This window comes from Celeribacter baekdonensis (assembly GCF_900102315.1).
Lineage (GTDB): Bacteria > Pseudomonadota > Alphaproteobacteria > Rhodobacterales > Rhodobacteraceae > Celeribacter > Celeribacter baekdonensis.
Genome location: NZ_FNBL01000002.1, coordinates 463,605 through 486,607, shown reverse-complemented (window position 1 = coordinate 486,607; position 23,003 = coordinate 463,605). Strand labels below are relative to the sequence as shown.

The following is a 23,003-nucleotide window of genomic DNA, read 5'->3' as shown; positions in this document are numbered from 1 at the left end:
TCGCCGAAAACGACACTGGCAGCCTGGGCGACATCTCAACCCTCGCCGAACCCGCCGTCGTCGAGGAATTGATCAGGAATTCGTTGTATCAAAAACCCTAAGACAACGGTTTATGGCACAAACAAGGTCGCCCTTCGGGGCGGCCTTTTTCATGCGCTTGGCACCGGCTTGCGCCCCACCCGGCAGTTGGCCCTGTGACATTTACTCCATTTGTTTTGATCGGCTCAGGCGGTGGAATTTGAGTATTTTCGCTGCAATGAAAAGGCTTTGTTAACGATGTTTGCCACATATTCCGCGCATGGATGTGCAACAGATCAGTGATTGCGCCACATGGGAGGCGCTGGCGGACAGGGTGATGGCGCCCTTGCCGCAGCGCTGGATCTATGGCGAAACTGCAAAACGATTGGGGCGCGAGGTTCGCAGGCTTTGCGTTTTTGACGATACGACGCCGATTGCCACACCGATCGCCATCGCGCAGATCGTTATGCGCACAAAATTTGGCATGCGAACATCTTTGCTCACCCGTGGCCCGCTGTTTCTGCCCGAGTGTCCCCAGCATATCCAACGCGCCGCGCTCACCTCTTTGCGCCGCGCCCTGCCCTTTGGCGTTCACCTGATGACCAGCGAGACGCGGCTCAGGCGGATGGGCCTGACTGCTGCGCCTGAGGTGGTGGAACTGGACCTCTCACAAGAGCTTGCGAGTCTGCGCGCCGGGATGCATGGCAAATGGCGCAATGCCTTGAAAAAAGCCGAGGGCACGCGGCTAAAAGTGGCGCAGTTGCAGCCGTCGGCCGGCGTGCTGATGCCGCTGTTGCGCGCTGAAAAAAACCGGCAGGCGGAGGGGCGGTATCGCGGATTGCCGCCCGAATTCATGCTGGCTGTGCAAGATGTTGCGCCCAAATCTCTGCGGCTGTTCAGCGCCTCGGATGCGCAGATGTTGTTTGTTATTCATGGCACCAGCGCGAGCTATCAAATCGGCCACACAGGCTCTGAGGGACGCGCGCTGAATGCGCATAACCTGATCCTTTGGGAGGCGGTCCGGCGTTTGAAATCTGAGGGCGTCCTGCGACTTGATCTAGGCACATTGGACCGGGACAAGGCCCCCGATCTGGCACGATTTAAGTTGCGCAGCGGTGCCCAGACGCGTCACCTCGCCCCGGCAGCGCTGATGTAAAAGGCCGCGCAAAGCTTCCCCTGCGCGGCCTTTCTGATCATGACGTCGGACTTATTTCATCGCAGCGTCGGTGATCTCAAGCGTATAAGCCCCCACCGGTTCTTTGGTGATGACCGGATCGGAGCCACCCGACAGCAGCGAGGCCACCGTGCGCTCATAATCGGCCACATCCAAAGAGCCGTCGGAACCTTCGAGCAGTTTCGCCACTTCGGTCATCATGCGGACCTGATGGGTCATGGTTTGCGCGCCAGTTTCGTCATAGTCCAACACGATTTCAGCGGCCTCTTCCGGGTTGGCGGCGGCATAGGTCCAGCCCGCCATCGAGGCTTTCACAAACCGCGCCATTTTATCCTTGAACGCGTCATCGCTCAGGCTGTCTTCGAGCACATAAAGACCGTCTTCGAGCGTGGCGACACCTTGGTCTTCGTATTTGAAAGTGATCAGATCATCGGCGGAAATGCCCGCGTCGATCACCTGCCAATACTCGTTATAGGTCATGGTGGAGATACAGGCGGCCTGTTTTTGCAACAGCGGATCGACGTTGAAACCCTGTTTGAGAACAGTCACGCCGCCCTCGGAGCCATCGGTCGCAAGGCCCAATTTGCCCATCCACGACAGGAACGGATATTCGTTGCCGTAGAACCAAACGCCCAAGGTTTTACCTGGGAAATCTTCGGGGCCGGTGATGCCGCTTTCCTTGAGGCAGGTCAGCATCATGCCTGAGGATTTATAGGGTTGGGCGATGTTCACAACCGGTGCGCCGTTTTCACGCGCGGCCAAGGCCGAAGGCATCCAATCGACCATCACATCGGCCCCGCCGCCCAGCAAAACCTGCACGGGCGCCACATCCGGCCCCCCCGGCTTGATCGTCACGTTCAGGTCTTCGGCCTCATAAAACCCTTTTTCAAGAGCCACATAGTAGCCGGCGAACTGCGCCTGCGTGACCCATTTGAGTTGCAGCGTCACGTCATCGGCGGCAAAGGCGCCAGAACTCATAGCGGCCAGAGCGGCAGCGCTCGTCAGTAGCTTTTTCATCGAAATACAACCTCCAAGTTGTCGGTAATGCCGGGAGTTTGTCCCCCGGTGCATCGTCTTTGCGGGCTCACCCGCGTTGTGATGGGTGCCAGAAGGTCACCCGTTTCTCGATGGCCGACACGATCCCATAAAGGGCCGTCCCGGTCACCGCGGACACGACAATTTCAGCCCAAACCATGTCGGTTGCCAAGCGTCCCATCTCTGTCGAGATGCGAAAGCCCATACCCCGGATGGGAGAGCCGAAATATTCAGCAACAATCGCCCCGATCAGCGCCAAAGAGGTGGCGATTTTGAGGCCATTGAACAGAAACGGCAGCGCCGCAGGGCCGCGCAATTTCAGAAGTGTTTGTGTATGTGAGGCGGCATAGGTACGCATCAAATCCCGCTGCATCATATCCACTGCGGCCAAACCACCGAGGATATTCACCAGCATCGGGAAAAACACCATCACCGCAACCACCGCCGCTTTTGACTGCCAATCAAAGCCGAACCACATCACCATGATCGGCGCGAGGCCGACGATGGGCAATGCGGCAAAAAAGTTGGCGACAGGCAACAGCCCGCGTTTCAAAAACACAAATCGGTCGATGATCACGGCCAAGATCAGCGCCGCCAATGTGCCCATCCAAAGCCCATTGAGCGCGCCTTTGACGACGGTTTGCACCCAGTCTTCCCAAAGTGTCGGCCCAGAGGACAGGATCGCGGCCAAAATGGCCGAGGGCGGCGGCAAGATCGCGGGAGAGACGCCAAACAGGCGCACGCCAACTTCCCATAAAACGAGGACCAATAGGCCAAAACCAAGGGGCCAAAGCACCTGTTCGGCGCGTGTATCAGAGCGGGTCATAGCGCGCGCCCTCCCATGAGATGCCGTGCGGCTTTTTCAAAGCTGCCGACGAGGAAAATCAAAAGCCCGGCCAAGATGGCAGCGGCAAACAGCGCCGCCCACATGATCATCGGCTCGCCGAATTGCGATCCGATCAACATCCGCGCACCAAGCCCCGAGATCGCGCTGGTCGACAATTCCGCCACCACCGCGCCGACAAAAGACGCCGCGACCGCCACTTTCAGCGAGGCAAAGAAATAGGGCATCGAAGAGGGCAAACGTAGTTTCCAAAACACATCACTTTGGCGCGCGCCATAGGTGCGCAACAGGTCAAGCTGCATTTGATCCGGGCTGGTTAAACCTTTGACCATGCTCACCAAAACCGGGTAAAAACTAAGATAGGCGGCGATGATGGCCTTTGGCACCATTAAGGTGCCGGTTCCCACCGCATTCGAGAGCACGACAATGATCGGGGCAAGTGCGACGATCGGAATGGTCTGTGAAATGATCGCCCAAGGCATCAAGGTCAGCCGCCCGACCCGGCTCAACACGATCACCGTGGCCAGAGCCACACCGATGACAATGCCAAAGACAAAGCCCAAAAGCGTGGTTTTGAGCGTGATCATGCCCTGATAGACCATCGAGCGTTTCGAGGTGATTTTCTTCTCGACCGTGGTGTTCCACAGCTCGCTGGCGATCTGATGCGGTGCGGGCAAAAGCGGCCGCGATTGCTGCATCGTGTCCCTGAGCAAATCGGAAAACGTCACCTCTGTGCCCGCCCGTGCAGCTTGGTCATAGGTCCAAGTGCTGTTCATTTTAAACGCGGCACCGTACCAGATCACGATCAGTGCAAGCACGATGGTGACGATGGGGAGGATGTTTTTCATGCGTCATGCCCCGCGCGCAGGCCCTCACGCACCCGATGGGCAATTTTGATAAACTCTTCGCTGTCGCGAATGTCCAAAGGCCGATCTGGTGGCAGGGTCGATTCAATCACATCGGTGATCCGTCCCGGACGCGGACTCATCACCACGATCTTGGTCGACAGATACACCGCCTCCGGGATCGAATGGGTGACAAAACCGATGGTTTTTTGCGTTGCGGCCCAGAGTTTCAACAGCTCCTCATTGAGCTTGTCGCGCACGATCTCATCCAGCGCCCCAAACGGTTCGTCCATCAGCAAAATATCAGCATCAAAGGCCAACGCGCGGGCAATGGACGCCCGTTGTTGCATCCCGCCGGAGAGTTGCCATGGGAATTTCTTGCCAAACCCGCGCAGATCAACCAGATCCAGAACCCGATCAATATGACCTTTCCACTCCGATTTCGGAAAGCCCATAATCTCAAGCGGCAATTGGATATTGCCGCGAATGGTGCGCCACGGATAGAGCCCCGCCGCCTGAAAGACATAACCATAAGCCCTTGATTTACGGGCCTCTTCTGGAGTTAACCCATTGACGGTCAAGGTCCCGCCCGTCGGCGTTTCAAGCCCGGCGATACAGCGCAAAAACGTCGTTTTGCCACAGCCCGATGGCCCGATAAAAGAGACGAAATCGCCCTTGTTGATCTCAAGATTTACGTTCTTGAGCGCATGAACCGGCCCATCATTGGTCTGGAACGTCAGGTCCACGCCTTTGGCGTCAATCACTGGCTTTTTCATTCTATATTTTCCCTCGCTCTGGCTCTTATGCTGGAGCAATCCCTGTTGGTGGGCGGGCCGTTGTTCGGCCCTGCCCTTTTATTTTCAATACTTTAGACGCCCGTCACCGGAATGCCACTGCGCGCCACAGGACGCGGAGCTGTCAGTTCTTTCCATTTCGAAAGCGCCCTGTTCACCGTCGCATTAGCATCGCGGGCGACAAACTCACCATGGCCCTCTTTGGCCTTCAATTCCCCCAGATCGACGGCGACATAGCCGCGGGTCAAAACGTAACGCGGCAAGGCCGTGACTTCGATGCCCTCGAACACGTTGTAATCAATCGCGGAGGCTTGGGAGTCGGCCGAAATCACCTTGGACATCGACGGGTCCATCACCACAATATCCGCATCCGCCCCGACCAGGATCGCGCCCTTTTTCGGGTAACAATTCAAAATCTTAGCGATGTTGGTTGAGGTCACGGCAACGAATTCATTCATCGTGATCCGCCCGGTCTCGACGCCCATGGTCCACAACACCGGAAGCCGGTCCTCAAGCCCGCCCGTGCCATTCGGGATCTTGGAAAAATCACCGAGGCCATAGCGTTTTTGATCAGTGGTGAACGCGCAGTGATCGGTCGCGACACAGGACAGAGTGCCCGACGCGAGGCCGGCCCAAAGGCTGTCTTGGTGCTTTTTGTTGCGGAACGGCGGCGACATCACCCGGCGTGCGGCGTGGTCCCAGTCCTCGTTGAAATATTCCGTCTCGTCCAGGACCAAATGCTGGATCAAAGGCTCGCCCCAGACCCGTTTGCCGTTCATTTTCGCCCGGCGGATCGCCTCATGTGCCTCTTCGCAAGAGGTGTGCACAACGTAAAGCGGCGCGCCCGCCATATCGGCCAACATGATCGCACGGTTGGTGGCTTCGCCTTCCACCTGCGGCGGGCGGGAATAGGCGTGGGCCTCGGGGCCAGTGTTGCCCTCGGCCAAAAGCTGCGCCGTCAATTCGGCCACCACATCGCCATTCTCGGCATGGACCAAAGGCGTCGCGCCCAATTCGGCACAGCGCTTGAATGAGGCGTAAAGTTCGTCATCATTCACCATCAACGCGCCCTTATAGGCGAGGAAGTGTTTGAATGTATTGATACCTTTTTCCTCGGTGATGATTTTCATCTCATCAAACACCTGCTCGCCCCACCATGTGATCGCCATATGATAGGAATAATCACAGGCCGCCTGCCCGGATTTGTTGTCCCAGACCTTGAGACTGTCGAGCAGGCTCTCCCCCGGACTCGGCAGACAGAAATCCACCACCATCGTCGTCCCCCCCGCCAAAGCGGCGCGGGTGCCAGAGGCGAAATCATCGGCGGAATAGGTGCCCATGAACGGCATTTCCAAATGCGTATGCGGGTCAATCCCGCCCGGCATGACAAAACACCCGGTCGCGTCCAAAATCTCATCCCCTGAGAGGTCTGGCCCGATCTCAACAATCACGCCGTTTTCGATTTTCACATCGGCCTTATAGGTCAAATCGGCGGTGACAACCGTGCCGCCTTTGATCACCTTGCTCATGAGTTCACTCCTTGTTGCTCGGACGAGGCCGCGCGCGCCTCAGTCTTCTTTTGTCTTTAAATATCCTCGGGAGCACGAGGGGCGAGCCCCTCGTCCCTGCCCGCCCTCAGTCTACAATCTGAGCGGTTTCCAAAACGGCATGCAACAACACATCCGTGCCCGCCGCCGCCCATGCCGGGCTGATCTCTTCGGCCTCATTATGCGACAGACCATCGACACAGGGGCACATGATCATCGCGGTCGGCGCAACATCATTGATCCAACAGGCATCGTGACCCGCACCGGACACGATATCCATATGGCTATAGCCCAACCGCGCCGCGGCGTTGCGGACCGTGCCGACCAAGGTCTCATCAAAGGCGGGTGGTTCGAATTGGCCGGAAATTTCCGAGTGGAACGTGACCCCGATCTCCTCACAGAGTTTCGGCGCGCGCTCATAATATTCCGCCTCCATCGCATGCAGCACATCCGGCAAATGCGAGCGGAAATCGACGGTGAACACCACCTTGCCGGGGATCACATTGCGCGAATTGGGATAGACGTCGATATGGCCGATGGCACCCACCGCGCCCGGTTGATGTTTCATCGCGATCTCATGGACCAATTCGGTCAACAGGGCCAAACCGCGCCCGGCGTTTTTGCGCATATGCATCGGCGTCGAGCCGGTGTGGCTGTCCTTGCCCTCGACCGTACATTCAATCCAACGCAGGCCCTGCCCATGGGTGACGACGCCAATATCCTTGCCCTCGGCCTCCAAAACCGGCCCCTGTTCAATGTGCAATTCGAACATCGCATGCATCTTGCGCGCGCCAACGGGTTCGTCCCCGACCCAGCCGATCCGTTTCAATTCATCGCCAAATTTCAATCCCTTGGCATCCACACGATCATAGGCCCAATCCTGTTCATGCTTGCCCGCAAACACGCCAGACGCCAGCATCGCGGGGGCAAAACGGGTGCCCTCTTCGTTGGTCCAGTTGGTCAACACGATCGGGTGTTTGGTCTTGATGCCCAGATCGTTCATCGTGCGCACGGCCTCTAATCCGCCCAGCACCCCCAAAATGCCATCATATTTGCCGCCCGTCGGTTGCGTATCCAGATGCGAGCCCATGTAAACGGGCAGCGCATCCGGGTCCGTGCCCGCGCGCGTCATGAACATATTGCCCATGCTGTCGACGCCCATGGTCATCCCAGCCGCTTCGCACCATGTCTGAAACAAGGCGCGGCCTTGGGCGTCCTCATCGGTCAGAGTCTGGCGATTGTTGCCACCCGCGACCCCAGGGCCGATCTTGGCCATCTCCATGAGGCTCTCCCAAAGGCGTTCGGAATTGATTTTGAGGTTCTCGCCGGGTGCCGACATGGATCTTTCCTTTCGTTCATCAAATCGTTTGGGCGATGGACCCGCCCGCCTGTGCGCTGCACAGCCTTGGTCGCCATTTTGGTCTCTGCCGTGGTCGCCAACTTGGTTGCAGTCTGCTCAGGCGGTGCGCGCGTTGCATCCCCTATCGCCTACACTCAGCAGATTTGACCATTCGGTCAAGAGAAACACTAACAGCACTGTTCAGCCACAAAACCGTACATGTGCCAAAAAACCATGCAAACGGATCACAAGTCCGGTTTTAAGGCGATTCCCCCTTCGGTTTGGCGTTTTTTTTAGCAATTATAGACAGACTAACGCGAGAGGATCGGGGGCGGATGAGAATCGAACCAAAAATGCCGGGACGGCAACCACGCACAAGAATACAAAAAAAGAACACCGAGACCATATTAGAAGCCGCTTTAGAGGTCTTTTCTCAACATGGGTTTCGCGGTGCAACGCTAGATCAAATCGCCAAGGCCGCAGGTTTGTCCAAACCCAATCTGCTCTATTATTTCCCCTCAAAAGTCGCCATTCACCGCGCCTTGATCGACGGGTTGATGAAAACTTGGCTCGATCCCTTGCGTGAAATGAAAGCAGATGGCGACCCGGTCGAGGAAGTCATTGCCTATGTTTTACGCAAATTGGAGATGGCGCGGGAGTTCCCGCGTGAAAGCCGTCTGTTTGCCAATGAAATCGTTCAGGGCGCGCCAAACATCATGGACAAGATCGAAGGCGAGCTGAAAAATCTGGTCGAAGAAAAGGCGGCGGTGATCGAAGGCTGGATTGAGCAGGGTAAAATCGCGCCGTGCAATCCCTATCACCTGATCTTTTCGATCTGGTCCACGACGCAGCATTACGCCGATTTCGACGCCCAAATCCGCGGCATTCTGCACCCGGAGGGTGACGCGCATTTCGAACAGGCGCGGCACCATTTGGAAACCCTGTTCCGCCGGATGTTGACGCCATAAAGGATTTGGAAACCAAGTCGCGCCACCTTGAGGCGCGACAGGATGAAACGCGTTAACCAAAAGCAAAAATTTCCGTGGGTATTAACCCATGGGCAACCATAACCCATTATAAAGGACAGCGTGGGGGCTCCTGAAAAGAAGGAGCACGAGCATGACCAATGTAGCGGGAGTGCCAGCCTTTGGAGGTGGTGGCTTTGCCTTTAGACAGCCACCCGATCCACCAAGGCCTGCTGTGCCTCAGGTCGCTCAAACGGCGACAGATGGCTCAGCGACATTTACAAAGGGGAACGAACTTCCCGGCCAGAACGGCAGCAAATACACCAAAAGTGACTCTGCGGTCGATACTGCGAATGATGCGGCGGCACCCCAATCGACGGATGCCAAATCTGAAATGCAGAATCGGATCAAAGAAGATCTGCCAAAAGACATTCTGACCGGGCCGACGCCTGCGTTTCAGGCTTCTGTTCTTGAGGTCGAAAGCGATCTGCGCAATGTCATTGCCCAGTTCGAAGCCCGACGCAATCATGTCAGCGATGAGGCCGCCATTTCGGCAACGCCGCGTGGACCAGAGTCCCGTTCGCAGGCCGTGCAGCCTTTGACATCAGAGGGCACAGGTGCCGAAACCCAACGCGCCGCCACCGCAGAAGCGACACAGGCCGAGGTGCAAAAAGACGCAACAGAGGCCACTCAGGCCTTGGTGCAGACCTCACCAGAGGCGATGGACCCCGAGACCCGCTATGCCGGTCCGGCGGCCAATCCGCGTAGCCCGTACGATCCGGCCTAATCCACAGTCCGCGCCAGGATGGCGCGACCTAAGCATATGATATTTTGATGTTTTCATGACCAGGGCTTCGACCCGGCAGGACACTCATGCGCGCGTGAACCAGTCAGGACACGGGCAGGGTGGCGCTTTGCCCCATCGCTGCGTGAAAGCGCGCAAGAGATCACATCACCCAAAGTTCTGGACAGGCATGGTCTGTCCAGACCGAATAAACTGTGCGCATCAGGACCCGCCCGATGCGCACAAAGTCATGCTTTATTCTGCGTTATGCTTTATTCCGCCGAACAGGCGGCCACATTGTTGGGATGCGTGGTCCAGTTGGCATAGTCGCCAACGGGTTTGCCCGTGCGCTCATCCACCTCGCCTTTGTCCAATGTTTTCATGGTGATACAGCCTTCAACCGGGCAGACATTGACGCAAAGGTTACAGGCCACGCATTCGTCATCCATGACAGTGAACACCCGGTCCGGCGACATCGAAATCGCTTGGTGCGAGGTGTCTTCGCAGGCGGCATAGCAGCGCCCGCAATTGATGCAATCGTCCTGATTGATCACCGCTTTGGTCACATGATTGAGGTTGAGATACTGCCAATCGGTGACATTTGGCACCGCACGGCCAGAGATTTCCGCAACGGAGGTGAATCCCTTTTCATCCATATATTGCGACAGGCCAGAGATCATTTCTTCAACGATTTTAAAGCCATAGGTCATCGCAGCGGTACAGACCTGAACATTCGAGGCACCCAAAGCCAGGAATTCCGCCGCATCGCGCCATGTGGTCACGCCGCCGATCCCCGAGATCGGCAGGGTCGCCGTGGCCGGGTTGCGGGCAATCTCCGCGACCATGTTCAACGCAATCGGTTTGACCGCCGGGCCGCAATAGCCGCCATGGGTGCCTTTGCCGTCAATCATCGGCTCGGGCGCAAAGCTGTCGAGGTTGACCGAGGTGATCGAATTGATCGTGTTGATCAGGGACACCGCATCCGCGCCACCGCGCAAAGCCGCTTCGGCGGGCAAGATGATATTGGTGATGTTCGGCGTCAGCTTGACGATCACCGGAAGTCCCGTCGCCTCTTTGCACCAACGCGTCACCATTTCGATATATTCCGGCACCTGGCCCACGGCTGCGCCCATGCCACGTTCGGCCATGCCATGCGGACAACCAAAGTTCAGCTCGAACCCGTCACAGCCGGTTTCGGCGATGCGCGGGATGATGCTTTTCCAGCTTTCGGCGTCACACGGCACCATGACCGAGGCGATCAGCGCCCGATCCGGGAAATCCTTTTTGACGCGGGTCATTTCCTCAAGGTTGACCTCAAGCGGACGGTCGGTGATCAGCTCGATATTGTTGAGGCCCAAAAGACGGCGATCCGCGCCATGGATTGCACCGTAGCGCGGACCGTTGACGTTGACCACGGGCGGGCCTTCTTCGCCCAGGGTCTTCCAAACCACCCCGCCCCATCCGGCCTCAAAGGCGCGGCGGACGTTGTATTCTTTGTCAGTGGGCGGCGCGGAGGCCAACCAAAACGGGTTCGGAGAGGTGATACCGCAGAATGTGCTTGTGAGATCGGCCATGTCTTAGCCCTCCATCAGGCTGGCGTGAATGTCTTCGGCCGCATCGCGACCCTCGGCAACGGCGGTGACGGTCAAGTCTTCGCCGCCAGAGGCACAGTCGCCCCCGGCCCAAACCCCCGCCATCGACGTGCGACCCGTGGCGGATACGGCGATTTTGCCGCCCTCGATTTTGATCCCTTCGGGCGCGCCCACAAGGGTCTGACCAATGGCTTTGAACACCTGATCGGCGGCCAGACGGAAGGTCTCGCCCGTCCCCGTCAGCGTGCCATCGACCTCTTGAGTGAATTCAAATTCCATCTCGGCACAGGCACCATTGCCATGCACGGCGACGGGCGCGGCATGATAGATGATCTGAACGCCTTTCGAGGTCGCAAGCTCTTGTTCATAGTCTGAGGCCGACATCCGGTCTTTGCCGCGCCGATAGACGATGGTGACGTTTTGCGCGCCCAAAAGTTTGGATTGCACGGCGGCGTCCACGGCGGTCATGCCCCCGCCGATCACCACCACATTGCGGCCCACAGGCAGGGTAGAGAGGTCGGTGGATTGGCGCAGATCGGCGATGAAATCCACCGCGTCCAACACGCCCGCTTTGTCCACACCCTCGGCCCGCAGCGCATTGACGCCCGCAAGGCCAATGGCCAGAAACACCGCATCATAGTCGTCTTGCAGCGCGGCAAGTGTCAGCCCCTCGCCCAGCTTTTTGCCATGCTCGACGGTGATCCCGCCGATCTGCAACAACCAATCAACCTCGCTTTGGGCAAACCCGCCCGGCGCTTTGTAGGACGCGATGCCATATTCATTGAGCCCGCCAGATTTCGGACGCGCCTCAAACATCACCACATCATGACCCTTCATTGCCAAACGATGCGCGGCGGACAGGCCCGCAGGCCCGGCACCGACCACGGCAACGGTCTTGCCGGTGGCCTCTGCGCGGGCAAAGGGATGGGCGTTTTTCGCCATCAGCGTGTCGGTGGCATAGCGCTGCAACCGACCGATTTCGACCGGCTTGCCTTCCGCCTTTTCGCGCACACAGGCCTCTTCGCACAAGGTTTCCGTCGGACAGACCCGCGCGCACATGCCGCCCAGAATATTCTGTTCGAAAATCGTCTTGGCCGCCGCCTCCGGGGTTCCCGTGGCAATTTGGCGGATAAACAACGGCACGTCGATCGAGGTCGGACATGCGGTCATGCACGGCGCATCATGGCAAAAATAACACCGATCCGAGGCCACAAGCGCCTCGTGATGGTCTAAAACCGGATGCAAATCGGAAAACTGTGCGGTATAGCTTTCCGCCGGCAGGCGCCCTGCGGCGATTGCGGGCGTCATCGGACTGTTGGACATCGGGCTCGCTCCCTGTTAGCTGGCTTTTGTTGGTGTCAGGGTGGCAGGGTTGATTTTTTTATCAAGTGGTAAAATTTATCATCCCGTTATTTTCGAACCTTTCAGGCCTCTCACGCCAAAGAATGATGCGCGAACGCCCAAATCATAGGCAAAGTTTGCGGCACTCCCCCCTGATCGGAGGCCGATATCGGGTTTTCACGCAGCGTAACAACGCCTATATACGAACGATATGAACAACAGCCCGCTTTTAATGACGGGCGGCAGAAACCGAGTTGAACACATGACCAAGCAAAACGACGCCGACGTGGCTTTCATTCAGGCTCTCGCCGAACTGCTGACCGCAAATGACCTCACAGAGGTGGAAGTCATGCGCGAATATGGCGACAACGACAGCCTTAATGTCCGCGTCAGCCGTGCCCTACCGCAGATGATTCAGACGGTCACCGCACCGGCCCCCGTGGCCGCACCCGCAGCTCCTGCCGCGGCAACCCCGGTTGTGGCCGCCGCTGCCGATCCGGCCAATGATCCAAACGCTCTGGCCTCGCCAATGGTGGGCACTGCCTATCTGGCGGCCGAACCGGGCGCTGCCCCTTTCGCCAAGATCGGCGATCAGGTGTCCGAAGGTCAAACCGTTTTGATCATCGAAGCGATGAAAACCATGAACCACATCCCGGCGCCGAAATCCGGCACCGTCAAACGCATCCTCGTTGAAGATGGCACACCGGTCGAATTCGGCGCTCCGCTGATGATCATCGAATAAGGGATCTGATCCATGTTCGATAAAATCCTCATCGCCAACCGTGGCGAGATTGCCCTTCGGGTGATCCGCGCCTGTCGCGAGATGGGCATTCAATCCGTCGCGGTGCATTCCACCGCCGACGCGGATGCGATGCATGTGCGCATGGCCGACGAAGCCGTCTGTATCGGCCCAAATTCGTCGACCCTCTCCTATCTCTCTTTCCCCGCGATCATCGCCGCCTGTGAAATCACCGGCGCGCAGGCGATCCATCCGGGCTATGGGTTTCTCTCTGAAAACGCCGCCTTTGTGCAGATCGTCGAAGATCACGGGCTGAGTTTCATTGGACCGTCGGCGGAACACATCCGTCAGATGGGCGATAAAATCACCGCCAAGGAAACCGCCGAACGTTTGGGCATCCCGATTGTTCCGGGCTCCAAAGGCGGTGTGCCGGACGTGGACAGCGCCAAAAAAGCCGCCGCCGAGATGGGCTATCCGGTGATCATCAAAGCCACCGCCGGTGGTGGCGGGCGCGGCATGAAAGTGGCGCTGAGTGAGGCCGAGCTTGAGGTCGCTTTCCGCACCGCGCGCTCCGAATCCAAAGCCGCTTTTGGCAATGACGAGGTCTATATGGAGAAATATCTCCAAAAGCCGCGTCACATCGAAGTGCAGGTCTTTGGTGACGGTCAGGGCGGCGGCGTTCACCTTGGCGAACGCGATTGTTCGCTGCAACGGCGCCACCAAAAAGTATTTGAGGAAGCCCCCGGCCCCTCGATCACGCCCGAAGAACGCGCCCGCATCGGCGGCATCTGCGCCAATGCCATCGCTGAGATGGGCTACAAAGGCGCGGGCACCATCGAATTTCTCTATGAGGATGGTGAATTCTATTTCATCGAAATGAACACCCGTCTTCAGGTCGAACATCCGGTGACCGAGGCAATTTTCCGTCAAGACCTTGTGCGCGAGCAGATTCGCGTCGCAGCGGGCGAAAAACTGTCCTTCACCCAAGAGGATTTGTTGCTTGATGGCCACGCCATTGAGGTGCGGATCAATGCCGAGAAACTGCCGAATTTCACCCCCTGCCCCGGCAAAATCACCCAATATCACGCCCCTGGCGGTCTGGGTGTGCGGATGGATTCGGCGCTGTATGACGGCTATACGATCCCGCCCTATTACGACAGTTTGATTGGCAAACTGATCGTGCATGGCCGCGATCGCCCCGAAGCTCTGGCGCGCCTCAAACGCGCTTTGGGCGAATTGATCGTCGACGGTGTCGATACCACGATCCCGCTGTTTCACGCCCTGCTCGAAGAAAAAGACGTGCAAACTGGTGATTACAACATCCATTGGCTCGAAAAATGGCTTGAGACCAATCTCGGCTAAGGTCTTTGGATCATGTCAAAAAAGGCCGCGCCCCATAGGAGTGCGGCCTTTTCTTTTGCCCAAACCCGCGCCAAAGTCAGCCCCATGGATCACCTCGCCCTCACCCCAGAACTCATCTTGCAAGCCTATGCCAATGGCGTATTTCCCATGGCCGAGGGGCGCGACGATCATGAGATTTTCTGGGTCGATCCGCGCGAGCGTGGGATCATTCCGCTGGATGGGTTTCACATCTCCCGTTCCTTGGCCAAAGTGATCCGCTCAGACCGCTTTCGAGTCACCTTTAACCAAGATTTCGAAGGCGTCATGGAGGGCTGTGCCGATCGCGATGAGACCTGGATCAACGACACGATTTTCGAACTTTACGGCGCGCTGCACGCAATGGGTTTTGGGCATTCTTTGGAAATTTGGCAAGGCGAGCAGCTTGTCGGCGGCACCTATGGCCTCACACTCGGCACCGCGTTTTTTGGCGAAAGCATGTTTTCGCGCGCCCCGAATGCCTCAAAAGTTGCGCTGGCCTATATGGTTGCCCGGCTCAACCGCACCGGGTTTACCCTGTTTGACACGCAATTCCTGACGCCGCACCTCGCCTCGCTTGGCGGGATCGAAATTCCACGGGCACAGTATCGGGAATTGCTGCGAAACGCGTTACAGGCACGCGCCGACATCACCGCACTGGCGCGGGATTTGACACCTCAAGAGGTGGTGCAGGACAGCGGCCAGAGGTCGTAACGCTGATGATCCATCGCGTTTAACGCCGGGCTTGAGGCAACCATCCAACCGGAAAAGGCCGGAGCCTCCATGCCCTCAACCCGCACGACCAGATAGGCATAGGCATCCCCCGAAGGGTTGCCCTTGGGCGAACGACAATCACCCAAAAACACCTGAATGCGGCCAAAACTGGTGGTTCCACCGACATCAAGCGACAGGTCTTCGACAGCGCCGGTGAGCTTATCCAGCGCGCGCACCGTGGCGCCTGAGCCAGACACCACCTCTTCTTGCAATTCGGTGGTGATGTCTTGCAATTCCTGTTGATAGCCATCATTGGGCAGGTTTTGCAGATCCTCAAGCGACAAGCCGCCCGTGCCAAACCCGGCCACGTCGCCCTCATCCAAAGGCGTGATCACAATGGAATCCAGGTCGGTTTCCAGATCGTCACCAAATCCCGCCTCTTGCGCCGAGATCGGCGTCGAGAGTGACAGCATCAGGATCAGGGCCGGAAGGTGACGTCTCATTCTGTGCTGCTCCCAGAGTCACTTCCGGTGTCGCTTCCGGTAACGAATTTCAACATCAGATTGATCAGGCTGATCGAGCCTTGGGTGTCGGCAATCACTTGGCCGTCTTCGAAATTGAACATTGATCCGCCGGGCACAAGCTCGACAAAATTGCCGCCCAATAGCCCCTCAGAGGAAATCAACGCGGCGGTGTCGTCGGGCAAAACCACCGATTTATCAAGCGTGAGCTGCGCCTCAGCCCGGTATGTTTCGGGGTTGAGGTCCAGCGCGGTCACCGTGCCGATTTTCACCCCCGCCAAACGCACATCCGTGCCAGAGCCAATGCCCTCGGCGGAGCGGAAGGAGGCCGTGAGGTGATACGCGTCCGTTGCCCCGGAGGAAAAACCCGTGACCTGTCCGGCGTAGATGAGAAAGCCCAGTGCGAGGGCGACAACGCCCGCGCCAACGGCAACTTCTGTCGTGTTTTCAGACATAAATGGTCCGCCCTTGTTCAGGTTGCTGCGGGTCGGGCGGCCTTATTCAGGCTGCCAAGCCTCATAATCCTGACGCAGAACCGGGTTGGCTTTGCGGATCGAGCCCGCAGGCGCGTAAGCGGCGATGGTGCCCGTGAGGTTTTCAACATGGGGCTTTTCCCAAGTCTTGTGCTCAAGCGCCTCATGGCCCGGATGGTTGGCAAAGGTGTGGTGCAGCCAGCCATGCCAATCAGGATTCACGCGGGAGGCCTCGACCTCACCGTTGAAAATCACCCAGCGGCGGCTGTCATCTTCGTTGCGGAAATAGAAATTGCCTTGGGCGTCCTCGCCGACCTTGATGCCATGGCGCCAGGTGAACAATTGAGTGCCAATGGTTTGGCCCTTCCACCAGACAAGTGCGCGCAGGACAGTGTTCACGATACCCATGGATCCGGTCACCTTTCGTAATTCGCTTGTCGCAATCTATGACCCATCCGCACGCCAAGGTCCAGAGGGCAGCCACCTGTGCCGGGCGAGTTTTCGCCGCAGAAGGCCAAAAAACGCCCCCCGCCTCACAGGGAGACAGGGGGCAAATGTCAGCACACAAGGATCAGCGGATCAGGCTGTCGCTTCCTTGGTCTTCTCATCCGAGTAGATCATCAACGGCTTGGCCGAGGACATGACCGCATCGTCATTCACCACCACTTCGGTGACATTATCCATGCCCGGAAGTTCGAACATGGTGTCGAGCAGGATGTCTTCGAGGATTGAGCGCAGACCACGCGCACCGGTTTTGCGTTCAATCGCACGTTTCGCGATGGAGGTCAGCGCGTCCTCGGTGAAGGTCAGCTTGGCATTTTCCAACTCGAACAGGCGCTGGTATTGTTTCACCAGTGCGTTTTTCGGTTGGGTCAAAATCGTGACCAAAGCGTCTTCATCCAAATCTTCGAGCGTCGCCAGAACGGGCAAACGACCAACAAATTCCGGGATCAAACCGAATTTCAACAGGTCTTCCGGCTCGAGTTGCTTGAACATCTCGCCGACGCCTTTGTCTTCGTCGTTTTTCACATCCGCGCCAAACCCCATCGCAGTCCCTTTGTTGCGCTGCGCGATGATCCGGTCGAGACCGGCAAAGGCCCCGCCACAGATGAACAGGATGTTGGTGGTGTCCACTTGCAGGAATTCCTGCTGCGGATGCTTGCGCCCGCCTTGCGGCGGCACGGAGGCGACGGTGCCTTCCATGATTTTCAGCAAAGCCTGTTGCACGCCCTCGCCCGACACATCGCGGGTGATCGAAGGATTGTCGGATTTGCGGGTGATTTTGTCGACCTCGTCAATATAGACGATGCCGCGCTGCGCCCGTTCGACATTATATTCAGACGCCTGAAGCAGTTTCAGGATGATGTTTTCGACATCTTCCCCGACATAGCCCGCCTCGGTCAAAGTCGTCGCATCGGCCATGGTGAAAGGCACGTCGAGAATGCGCGCCAATGTTTGCGCCAAAAGGGTTTTCCCGCAGCCGGTCGGACCGATCAAAAGGATGTTCGACTTCGACAATTCGATGTCACCATTGCCTTTGGCCGCGTGATTGAGGCGCTTGTAATGGTTATGAACCGCCACAGACAGCACGCGTTTCGCTGTCGCCTGACCGATCACATAATCATCGAGAACCTGACAAATATCGCGCGGGGCCGGAACGCCCTCGGAGGATTTCAGAGCGGAGGATTTGGTTTCCTCGCGAATGATATCCATGCACAGTTCGACACATTCGTCACAGATGAAAACGGTTGGGCCCGCAATCAGTTTGCGCACCTCGTGCTGGCTTTTACCGCAGAACGAGCAGTAAAGCGTGTTTTTGCTGTCACTACTGGACGAATTGCTCATCACATTCCCCTAAGGACCCGGAACTGGGCCGTCTTTAATAAATCTGGTTGAGCCCCATGCGGCGCTCAACTTTGCCCTGAAATGGCCGCCCCCAAAGGGGGCCGCCCATTGCCCTTGTTCCCCTGAGTGTAAGACAGCGATTTTTCGGGCACAATGGCAAAATCCCGATCGCACTTAACAGCATCGCACGGCCAATGACCCGTCCCCGATCGACCCGGATGCATCCAAGCCGATCAGAGCCTTTGATCTTACTCTTCCGGCACCGCGCGGCTTTCGACGATTTCGTCAATCAAACCGAACGCTTTGGCGTCTTCCGGCGACATGAAATTGTCGCGTTCAAGCGCATCTACCACGGTGTCCATGGTTTGCCCGGTGTGTTTGACGTAAATCTCATTGAGGCGATCTTTGAGTTTCTGGGTCTCTTTGGCGTGGATCATGATGTCCGTTGCCTGACCTTGGTAGCCACCGGAAGGTTGGTGCACCATGACGCGCGAATTGGGCAGCGAGAAGCGCATCCCCTTTTCGCCCGCAGTCAACAAAAGCGACCCCATCGACGCCGCCTGCCCCATCACGAGGGTCGACACTTTCGGGCGGATATATTGCATCGTGTCATAGATCGACAGGCCGGAGGTGACGACGCCACCCGGGCTGTTGATATACATCGCAATTTCCTTTTTCGGGTTCTCGGCCTCAAGGAACAAAAGCTGGGCACAGATCAGCGACGACATGCCGTCATGCACCGGGCCGTTGAGGAAAATGATCCGCTCTTTGAGCAGGCGCGAGAAAATATCATAGGCCCGTTCGCCACGGCTGGTCTGTTCAACGACCATGGGAACGAGGGTATTCATGTAGGTATCAATCGGGTCTTTCATATACGCCTGCCTATTGCTTCTATGTGAGGTGTTAGCGCGGAAGTGTTACTTGAGTCTTAGTGTCGGACCGATGGGGCTGCAAGGGCACCCGGTTCTCAGATCGGCAATGTGAGCCGCCACAAGGGTGCACCCTGCCCCAAATTCCTTTGCGGATTTGTTATTTTTCCTTTGTGCGTCAAATGGATGCGAAAATCTCCACAGGAGCTTATGCGGGGGCGCACAGATGTGTGATTTTGCTGTGTTGCCAGTTTGCCTCACACTTAGATAAAATTTTAGGCAAAGTCTTCCAATCATCCGCCGCACCTTGCGCCCCGCGCTCCGCCAAACCAGCGCCCCGCAATTCGCCAAACCTGCGCCCCGCACTCCGCCAAAGATGTCAGGCCACGCGCGCGGGCAAAGCCACCAAATGATTGTCCCAAGCCAGCCCCGGAACCGCCGTCAAAGGCCGCATATCGTCTTTGAGCGCCAAAAGCGCACCAAACCCATCAGAGCCAAGATAGCCCGCGCCAAAAGGCGCAAGACCACAGAGATCGGCGCGCAAAACCGCGCCCAAAAACGTGCCATCAGAGGTAAAACGTTGTAACCGGCCCCCACGCGGCGAGGTGATCGCCACCTCGGACCCATCGCCGGAAAAGGCAATCGACCCGGCATAGCCTTGCATCATCAAATGCTCGGCCAAATCCGCCTCGGCCAAGACCACCTCTTCACCGCGCCGATGCAACCCCAAAAGCGGCACAGGCTCCGCCGTATCGCCTTCCCATTGCATCGCAAAACCGACCTGATCGTCGGGGCCCACGGCCAGATGTCGGATCGAATTCTGGTGCAACTCAGGCGCAAGAACATGCTGCTCTGCGAGGCCGAAATCCGCGTTCAGATAGGTCAAAGACGGCTTCATCTCCGCGATGTTCAGTTTTTCGCGCCCCTCACCAATCTCTGGATGGGTGAAAATTCCGCCATTGGCGACCACAAGGCTGCCGTCCGAAAGTTCGCGAATGTCATGCGGGCCGATGCCGTGGCTTGGCACTTCGCCAACGCGTTTATAACCTTTCGCCCGGTCCCAGATGCCCAAAACACCTTTTTTCTCAGCATAATGGTTCTCTGGCGTCAGCATCAGATTGCCCTCGCCGACAAACACCCCATGGCCCATGAAATGATGGCCTTGAGGCGCATCCAAACGGTGGGTGACGGAGCCGGTGGCGCAATTCACCACCACGGCAAAGGTGCCGGGACGGCGGGCAAAGGCCACCGCTTCGGGTTTGCGTGGATGGGCGGCGGCGGCATGACCGCGGGCGGGCAAAGGCACGCGAAACAGGATTTGCGCCGCCCCATCCATACCGTAAAGCGCATAATCGCCCGAGGCATCACGCGCCGCCCCCAAATAGGCCGGAGATCCGGCATCGGCCCAGCTCAGACGCGGAACGAATGTGGCGGCGATGGCGGCTTTGATGAATGTGCGGCGGGAGGTCATGAGATGTCCTTTGAGAGGGAGAGAGGCAGTGACGAAGATCAATCGCCATCAGAGGCGTTGAACCCGGCGGAGACCCCCAAAGGCAGGCCGACATCATTGGCCAAAGCGCCCAACAGCGCCTCGATCCGCTGGCCAACGATCTCGGTTTTGAGCCGCTGCATCGGGTCAACAACGCCAGAGAAATCCGGGTCATCCAAGGCCTCGGCCAAGCCGATCACCTCGGCAAAAATCTCTTCGCTTTCGCTCATATCCCCCGGCGCCATGGCACGGGCCAAATCGCGCGCGGCAATCAGCGACAAGACCACATTGCGCTCGGACCGCCCCGAACGATAGGCCTCGGCACGGGTCGGGCGCGGCTTGTCAAACGTGCCGATCGGGCGGGCAATGCGTTGATCTTTGGTGTTTTCCAGCCCGGATATCAGCATGGTATAGAGCGCCTGAACGCTTTCCTGCGGCGTGAAATAATGCGGTTTCGCCGCAGCCCCCGCCTCGCGTAACGTGTCGGCAAACCCGTCTGGTGCGGTCCATTCTGCGTCGATCACCTGTGCCATCCGGCCCAGATCATGGGTGATCGCCTGAACCAACTCGCAAGAATAGCTGCCTGCCGCATAGTCCTCAAACGCGTCGTCATAAAGCATATATTCGAGCGCAAAGAACCCGCGTGCCGCAATGGAAACTTGCGAAAACGCCTGTGGGTCCTGCACCACCGGGTCCTTGGCCGCAATCAAATCGGCCAGAGCGCGCGGGATCAGGCCCTTTTTGTCGGGCCAAAAGGCGATGGCCAAAATGCGGCCATTGGTCTCAAGCGGCCCCATATGCAGATGTTGCAGCCCCATCCACGCGTCAAACGCGGCGTTATAGGCGGGTTTGACAGCCTCGGGCGTACAATCAGCGGCGGCAGCATCCGACAGCGCCGTGGCGGCCTGATCAAACCGCTCAACCGCCGGAGTCGCATGCAGATCCACCGCCCTGATGAGCGCGTCTTGTAGCGGGTCGGCCAGAACCGGTGCCGTGAAACTCAAGGACAGGCACAGCCCCAGGGTCGAGGTGACAAGGGAAGTGGTAGGAAATCTCATACGCATATGTCCTCACAGACTTTCCAGGAACCGGATCAAAGCGGCACGATCCGATTTTGACATCAAACTCACGGCATCGCGCGCCGCTTGCGCCTCCCCACCATGCCACAGCACCGCCTCCAAAAGCGAGCGCGCCCGGCCATCGTGGAGGTAGCTCGTAACCCCGGACACCTGCGCCGTCAAACCGATCCCCCACAACGGCGGCGTGCGCCACTCAGACCCGGTGGCGCGGCCCTCGGGGCGATTGTCCGCCAAATCCGGCCCCATGTCATGCAAAAGCAGGTCACTATAGGGCCAAATCAGTTGAAACGACTGCGGCGCGGCGGTCGCGCCCTCAAGCCGGTGGGTGACAAATTTCGGCACATGACAGGACGTGCAGCCCGAGGTGTAAAACATCTCCTTGCCACGCAGGACCTCGGGATCAGCCACATCGCGGCGCGCGGGCACGGCCAGATTGCGGGCGTAAAAACTCACAAGATCAAGGCCGGATTGATCAATCTCATCGCCGCGTGCATCCCCCCCGCCATCGGGAGCCGTGCGACAGGCAACCTGTTCCGCCGTGCAATCGCCAAAGGCCGTGGGAAACAGCGGCGTGGAAATGCCAATGTCGCCATGAAAGGCGGCGGCGGATTGGTGTTCGACGCTCGGCTCTCCGGCCTTCCAACCAAATCGGCCCAGCATCGGCGCACCCTCCCGCTTTGACCAAACCAGATTGGGACGGCCAGAAATCCCGTCCCCATCCCGGTCCTCAGGGTCGGCATGGGCCAAAAGATCCCGCGCCGGGATCGCCTCCAACAGGCCCAAACCAATCATCGGAGTGGCCACACGTGGCGAGATTTGCAGATCCTTGGGCAAAGCACCGTAACCGGGATTTGAAATGGCGTAATTCGGCCTGCGCAACATCACAACCTCACCGTCAGCCTCACCGTCAGCTAAGGCCACGGGGATCTCGGTATAGGTGATCTCCATCCGCCCTTCGGCAACATGGCCCGTGACGGCAAAATCCTGCAACTGGCCGCCATATCCCGGCGCAGGGCGGGTGCGTGGCGTGGTGTTTGCCCCGTCAAGATCGGCCAAATAGGCCTCGATCTCGGTCAAAGCCGCAGTTTGCGGCGCGGGCACAGAGAGACGCAAAAACATCGACACGCGGCTGTCGTCTGCGTGTTCTGGCGGATGCCCGCGCCCGTCATTGACATGGCACCTCATGCAGGAGCGCGCATTGAACAGCGGCCCCAATCCGTCCGACGCCTTGGTCGAAGACGGCGACGAGACCCAGAGCTTGGCAAACAGCGCATGGCCCAATTCGAAATCGAACTGATCGTCCAAGGGCAACGTGGTGGGCGGCAGAGAAAACACCGTGTCATCCCCCGTATCGGCCACGGTGCCCGCGCCGCCTTGGTTGGCCTCAAACGGCTCTGGCGCGGTGAAATCAACCGCCGGGGCGGTCACCGCATTGATCCGCGCCTGCTCCTGCGCCGTGCGGGGGTGGCTCGGAAAAACCGGGTCGCTTGAGGTTCCATCGGCCCCGCCCGCCTGCCCGGCCAACACCGACAAAACGCACAAAGCCCCGATCAAACGCGGGGCCTGTTTCACATGTGGGGAAAGGATAAGCATAGATGTCCTTGCCAAATGGCGGGGTT

General features: G+C 58.1%; 22 protein-coding genes. 6 read left to right on the top strand and 16 right to left on the bottom strand.

What is annotated here, in order from left to right:
- Positions 1-280 precede the first annotated feature (280 nt).
- On the top strand, positions 281-1,174 hold the full coding sequence (locus BLT54_RS06495; RefSeq protein ID WP_143026758.1) for an aldo-keto reductase family protein: 894 nt from the start codon (positions 281-283) through the stop codon (positions 1,172-1,174).
- 51 nt (positions 1,175-1,225) lie between these two features.
- Here BLT54_RS06495 and BLT54_RS06490 read toward each other — a convergent pair whose 3' ends face one another.
- The 6 genes from BLT54_RS06490 to BLT54_RS06465 form a co-directional block, all read right to left on the bottom strand.
- The gene (locus BLT54_RS06490; RefSeq protein ID WP_074642382.1) at positions 1,226-2,209 is read right to left on the bottom strand and encodes an ABC transporter substrate-binding protein; all 984 of its coding nucleotides are present in this window, start codon (positions 2,207-2,209) and stop codon (positions 1,226-1,228) included.
- Between the two features lie 67 nt (positions 2,210-2,276).
- A complete protein-coding gene (locus BLT54_RS06485) occupies positions 2,277-3,053 on the bottom strand; it encodes an ABC transporter permease (RefSeq protein WP_074642380.1) in 777 nt (258 codons plus the stop codon).
- On the bottom strand, positions 3,050-3,919 hold the full coding sequence (locus tag BLT54_RS06480) for an ABC transporter permease (protein ID WP_074642377.1): 870 nt from the start codon (positions 3,917-3,919) through the stop codon (positions 3,050-3,052). Before BLT54_RS06480 ends, BLT54_RS06485 begins: the two co-directional genes overlap by 4 nt.
- Positions 3,916-4,692, bottom strand: coding sequence for an ABC transporter ATP-binding protein (locus BLT54_RS06475; protein WP_074642374.1), 777 nt, complete (start codon positions 4,690-4,692; stop codon positions 3,916-3,918). The genes BLT54_RS06480 and BLT54_RS06475 overlap by 4 nt, the downstream gene beginning before the upstream one ends.
- Positions 4,693-4,784: 92 nt before the next feature.
- Entirely contained in the window at positions 4,785-6,239 is a 1,455-nt protein-coding gene (hydA, locus tag BLT54_RS06470; protein ID WP_074642372.1) for a dihydropyrimidinase, read from the bottom strand.
- Positions 6,240-6,345: 106 nt separating this feature from the next.
- Positions 6,346-7,596 (bottom strand): Zn-dependent hydrolase, encoded by a 1,251-nt coding sequence (locus BLT54_RS06465; protein WP_074642370.1) that lies wholly within the window; start codon positions 7,594-7,596, stop codon positions 6,346-6,348.
- Between the two features lie 335 nt (positions 7,597-7,931).
- On the opposite strand from BLT54_RS06465, the gene BLT54_RS06460 reads away from it, so the two are divergent.
- Complete coding sequence (locus tag BLT54_RS06460) at positions 7,932-8,564, top strand: TetR family transcriptional regulator C-terminal domain-containing protein (RefSeq protein ID WP_009570643.1); 633 nt, start codon at positions 7,932-7,934, stop codon at positions 8,562-8,564.
- 151 nt (positions 8,565-8,715) lie between these two features.
- A complete protein-coding gene (locus BLT54_RS06455; RefSeq protein ID WP_143026757.1) occupies positions 8,716-9,348 on the top strand; it encodes a hypothetical protein in 633 nt (210 codons plus the stop codon).
- Between the two features lie 269 nt (positions 9,349-9,617).
- Here the strand turns inward: BLT54_RS06455 and preA are convergent, their stop codons facing one another.
- On the bottom strand, positions 9,618-10,919 hold the full coding sequence (gene preA, locus BLT54_RS06450) for an NAD-dependent dihydropyrimidine dehydrogenase subunit PreA (protein WP_074642365.1): 1,302 nt from the start codon (positions 10,917-10,919) through the stop codon (positions 9,618-9,620).
- Positions 10,920-10,922: 3 nt separating this feature from the next.
- Positions 10,923-12,260: an NAD(P)-dependent oxidoreductase gene (locus tag BLT54_RS06445; protein WP_074642362.1), complete on the bottom strand. Its 1,338-nt coding sequence runs from the start codon at positions 12,258-12,260 to the stop codon at positions 10,923-10,925.
- A 280-nt stretch (positions 12,261-12,540) separates the two neighbouring features.
- On the opposite strand from BLT54_RS06445, the gene accB reads away from it, so the two are divergent.
- The 3 genes from accB to aat all read left to right on the top strand — a co-directional run bounded on the left by accB (position 12,541) and on the right by aat (position 15,108).
- Entirely contained in the window at positions 12,541-13,020 is a 480-nt protein-coding gene (gene accB, locus BLT54_RS06440; RefSeq protein ID WP_074642360.1) for an acetyl-CoA carboxylase biotin carboxyl carrier protein, read from the top strand.
- Between the two features lie 12 nt (positions 13,021-13,032).
- Complete coding sequence (gene accC, locus BLT54_RS06435) at positions 13,033-14,379, top strand: acetyl-CoA carboxylase biotin carboxylase subunit (RefSeq protein ID WP_074642357.1); 1,347 nt, start codon at positions 13,033-13,035, stop codon at positions 14,377-14,379.
- Positions 14,380-14,463: 84 nt separating this feature from the next.
- Positions 14,464-15,108: a leucyl/phenylalanyl-tRNA--protein transferase gene (gene aat, locus BLT54_RS06430; RefSeq protein WP_074642548.1), complete on the top strand. Its 645-nt coding sequence runs from the start codon at positions 14,464-14,466 to the stop codon at positions 15,106-15,108.
- Here the strand turns inward: aat and BLT54_RS06425 are convergent.
- From BLT54_RS06425 to BLT54_RS06390, 8 genes are all read right to left on the bottom strand, one after another.
- Entirely contained in the window at positions 15,072-15,611 is a 540-nt protein-coding gene (locus tag BLT54_RS06425; RefSeq protein WP_245707958.1) for a DUF2155 domain-containing protein, read from the bottom strand. The genes aat and BLT54_RS06425 overlap by 37 nt on opposite strands.
- The gene (mlaD, locus tag BLT54_RS06420) at positions 15,608-16,084 is read right to left on the bottom strand and encodes an outer membrane lipid asymmetry maintenance protein MlaD (protein ID WP_074642355.1); all 477 of its coding nucleotides are present in this window, start codon (positions 16,082-16,084) and stop codon (positions 15,608-15,610) included. The genes BLT54_RS06425 and mlaD overlap by 4 nt, the downstream gene beginning before the upstream one ends.
- A 42-nt stretch (positions 16,085-16,126) precedes the next feature.
- Positions 16,127-16,510: an NADH:ubiquinone oxidoreductase subunit NDUFA12 gene (locus BLT54_RS06415; RefSeq protein WP_009570652.1), complete on the bottom strand. Its 384-nt coding sequence runs from the start codon at positions 16,508-16,510 to the stop codon at positions 16,127-16,129.
- A 171-nt stretch (positions 16,511-16,681) separates the two neighbouring features.
- Positions 16,682-17,947: an ATP-dependent Clp protease ATP-binding subunit ClpX gene (gene clpX, locus BLT54_RS06410; RefSeq protein ID WP_074642352.1), complete on the bottom strand. Its 1,266-nt coding sequence runs from the start codon at positions 17,945-17,947 to the stop codon at positions 16,682-16,684.
- Positions 17,948-18,195: 248 nt separating this feature from the next.
- On the bottom strand, positions 18,196-18,819 hold the full coding sequence (locus BLT54_RS06405) for an ATP-dependent Clp protease proteolytic subunit (protein WP_074642350.1): 624 nt from the start codon (positions 18,817-18,819) through the stop codon (positions 18,196-18,198).
- Positions 18,820-19,195: 376 nt separating this feature from the next.
- Positions 19,196-20,287, bottom strand: a complete 1,092-nt coding sequence (locus BLT54_RS06400) for a DUF1513 domain-containing protein (protein ID WP_074642347.1) — start codon at positions 20,285-20,287, stop codon at positions 19,196-19,198.
- Positions 20,288-20,325: 38 nt separating this feature from the next.
- The gene (locus BLT54_RS06395) at positions 20,326-21,363 is read right to left on the bottom strand and encodes an imelysin family protein (RefSeq protein ID WP_083351715.1); all 1,038 of its coding nucleotides are present in this window, start codon (positions 21,361-21,363) and stop codon (positions 20,326-20,328) included.
- Between the two features lie 12 nt (positions 21,364-21,375).
- Positions 21,376-22,977: a di-heme oxidoreductase family protein gene (locus tag BLT54_RS06390; protein ID WP_074642345.1), complete on the bottom strand. Its 1,602-nt coding sequence runs from the start codon at positions 22,975-22,977 to the stop codon at positions 21,376-21,378.
- Positions 22,978-23,003: the final 26 nt, after the last annotated feature.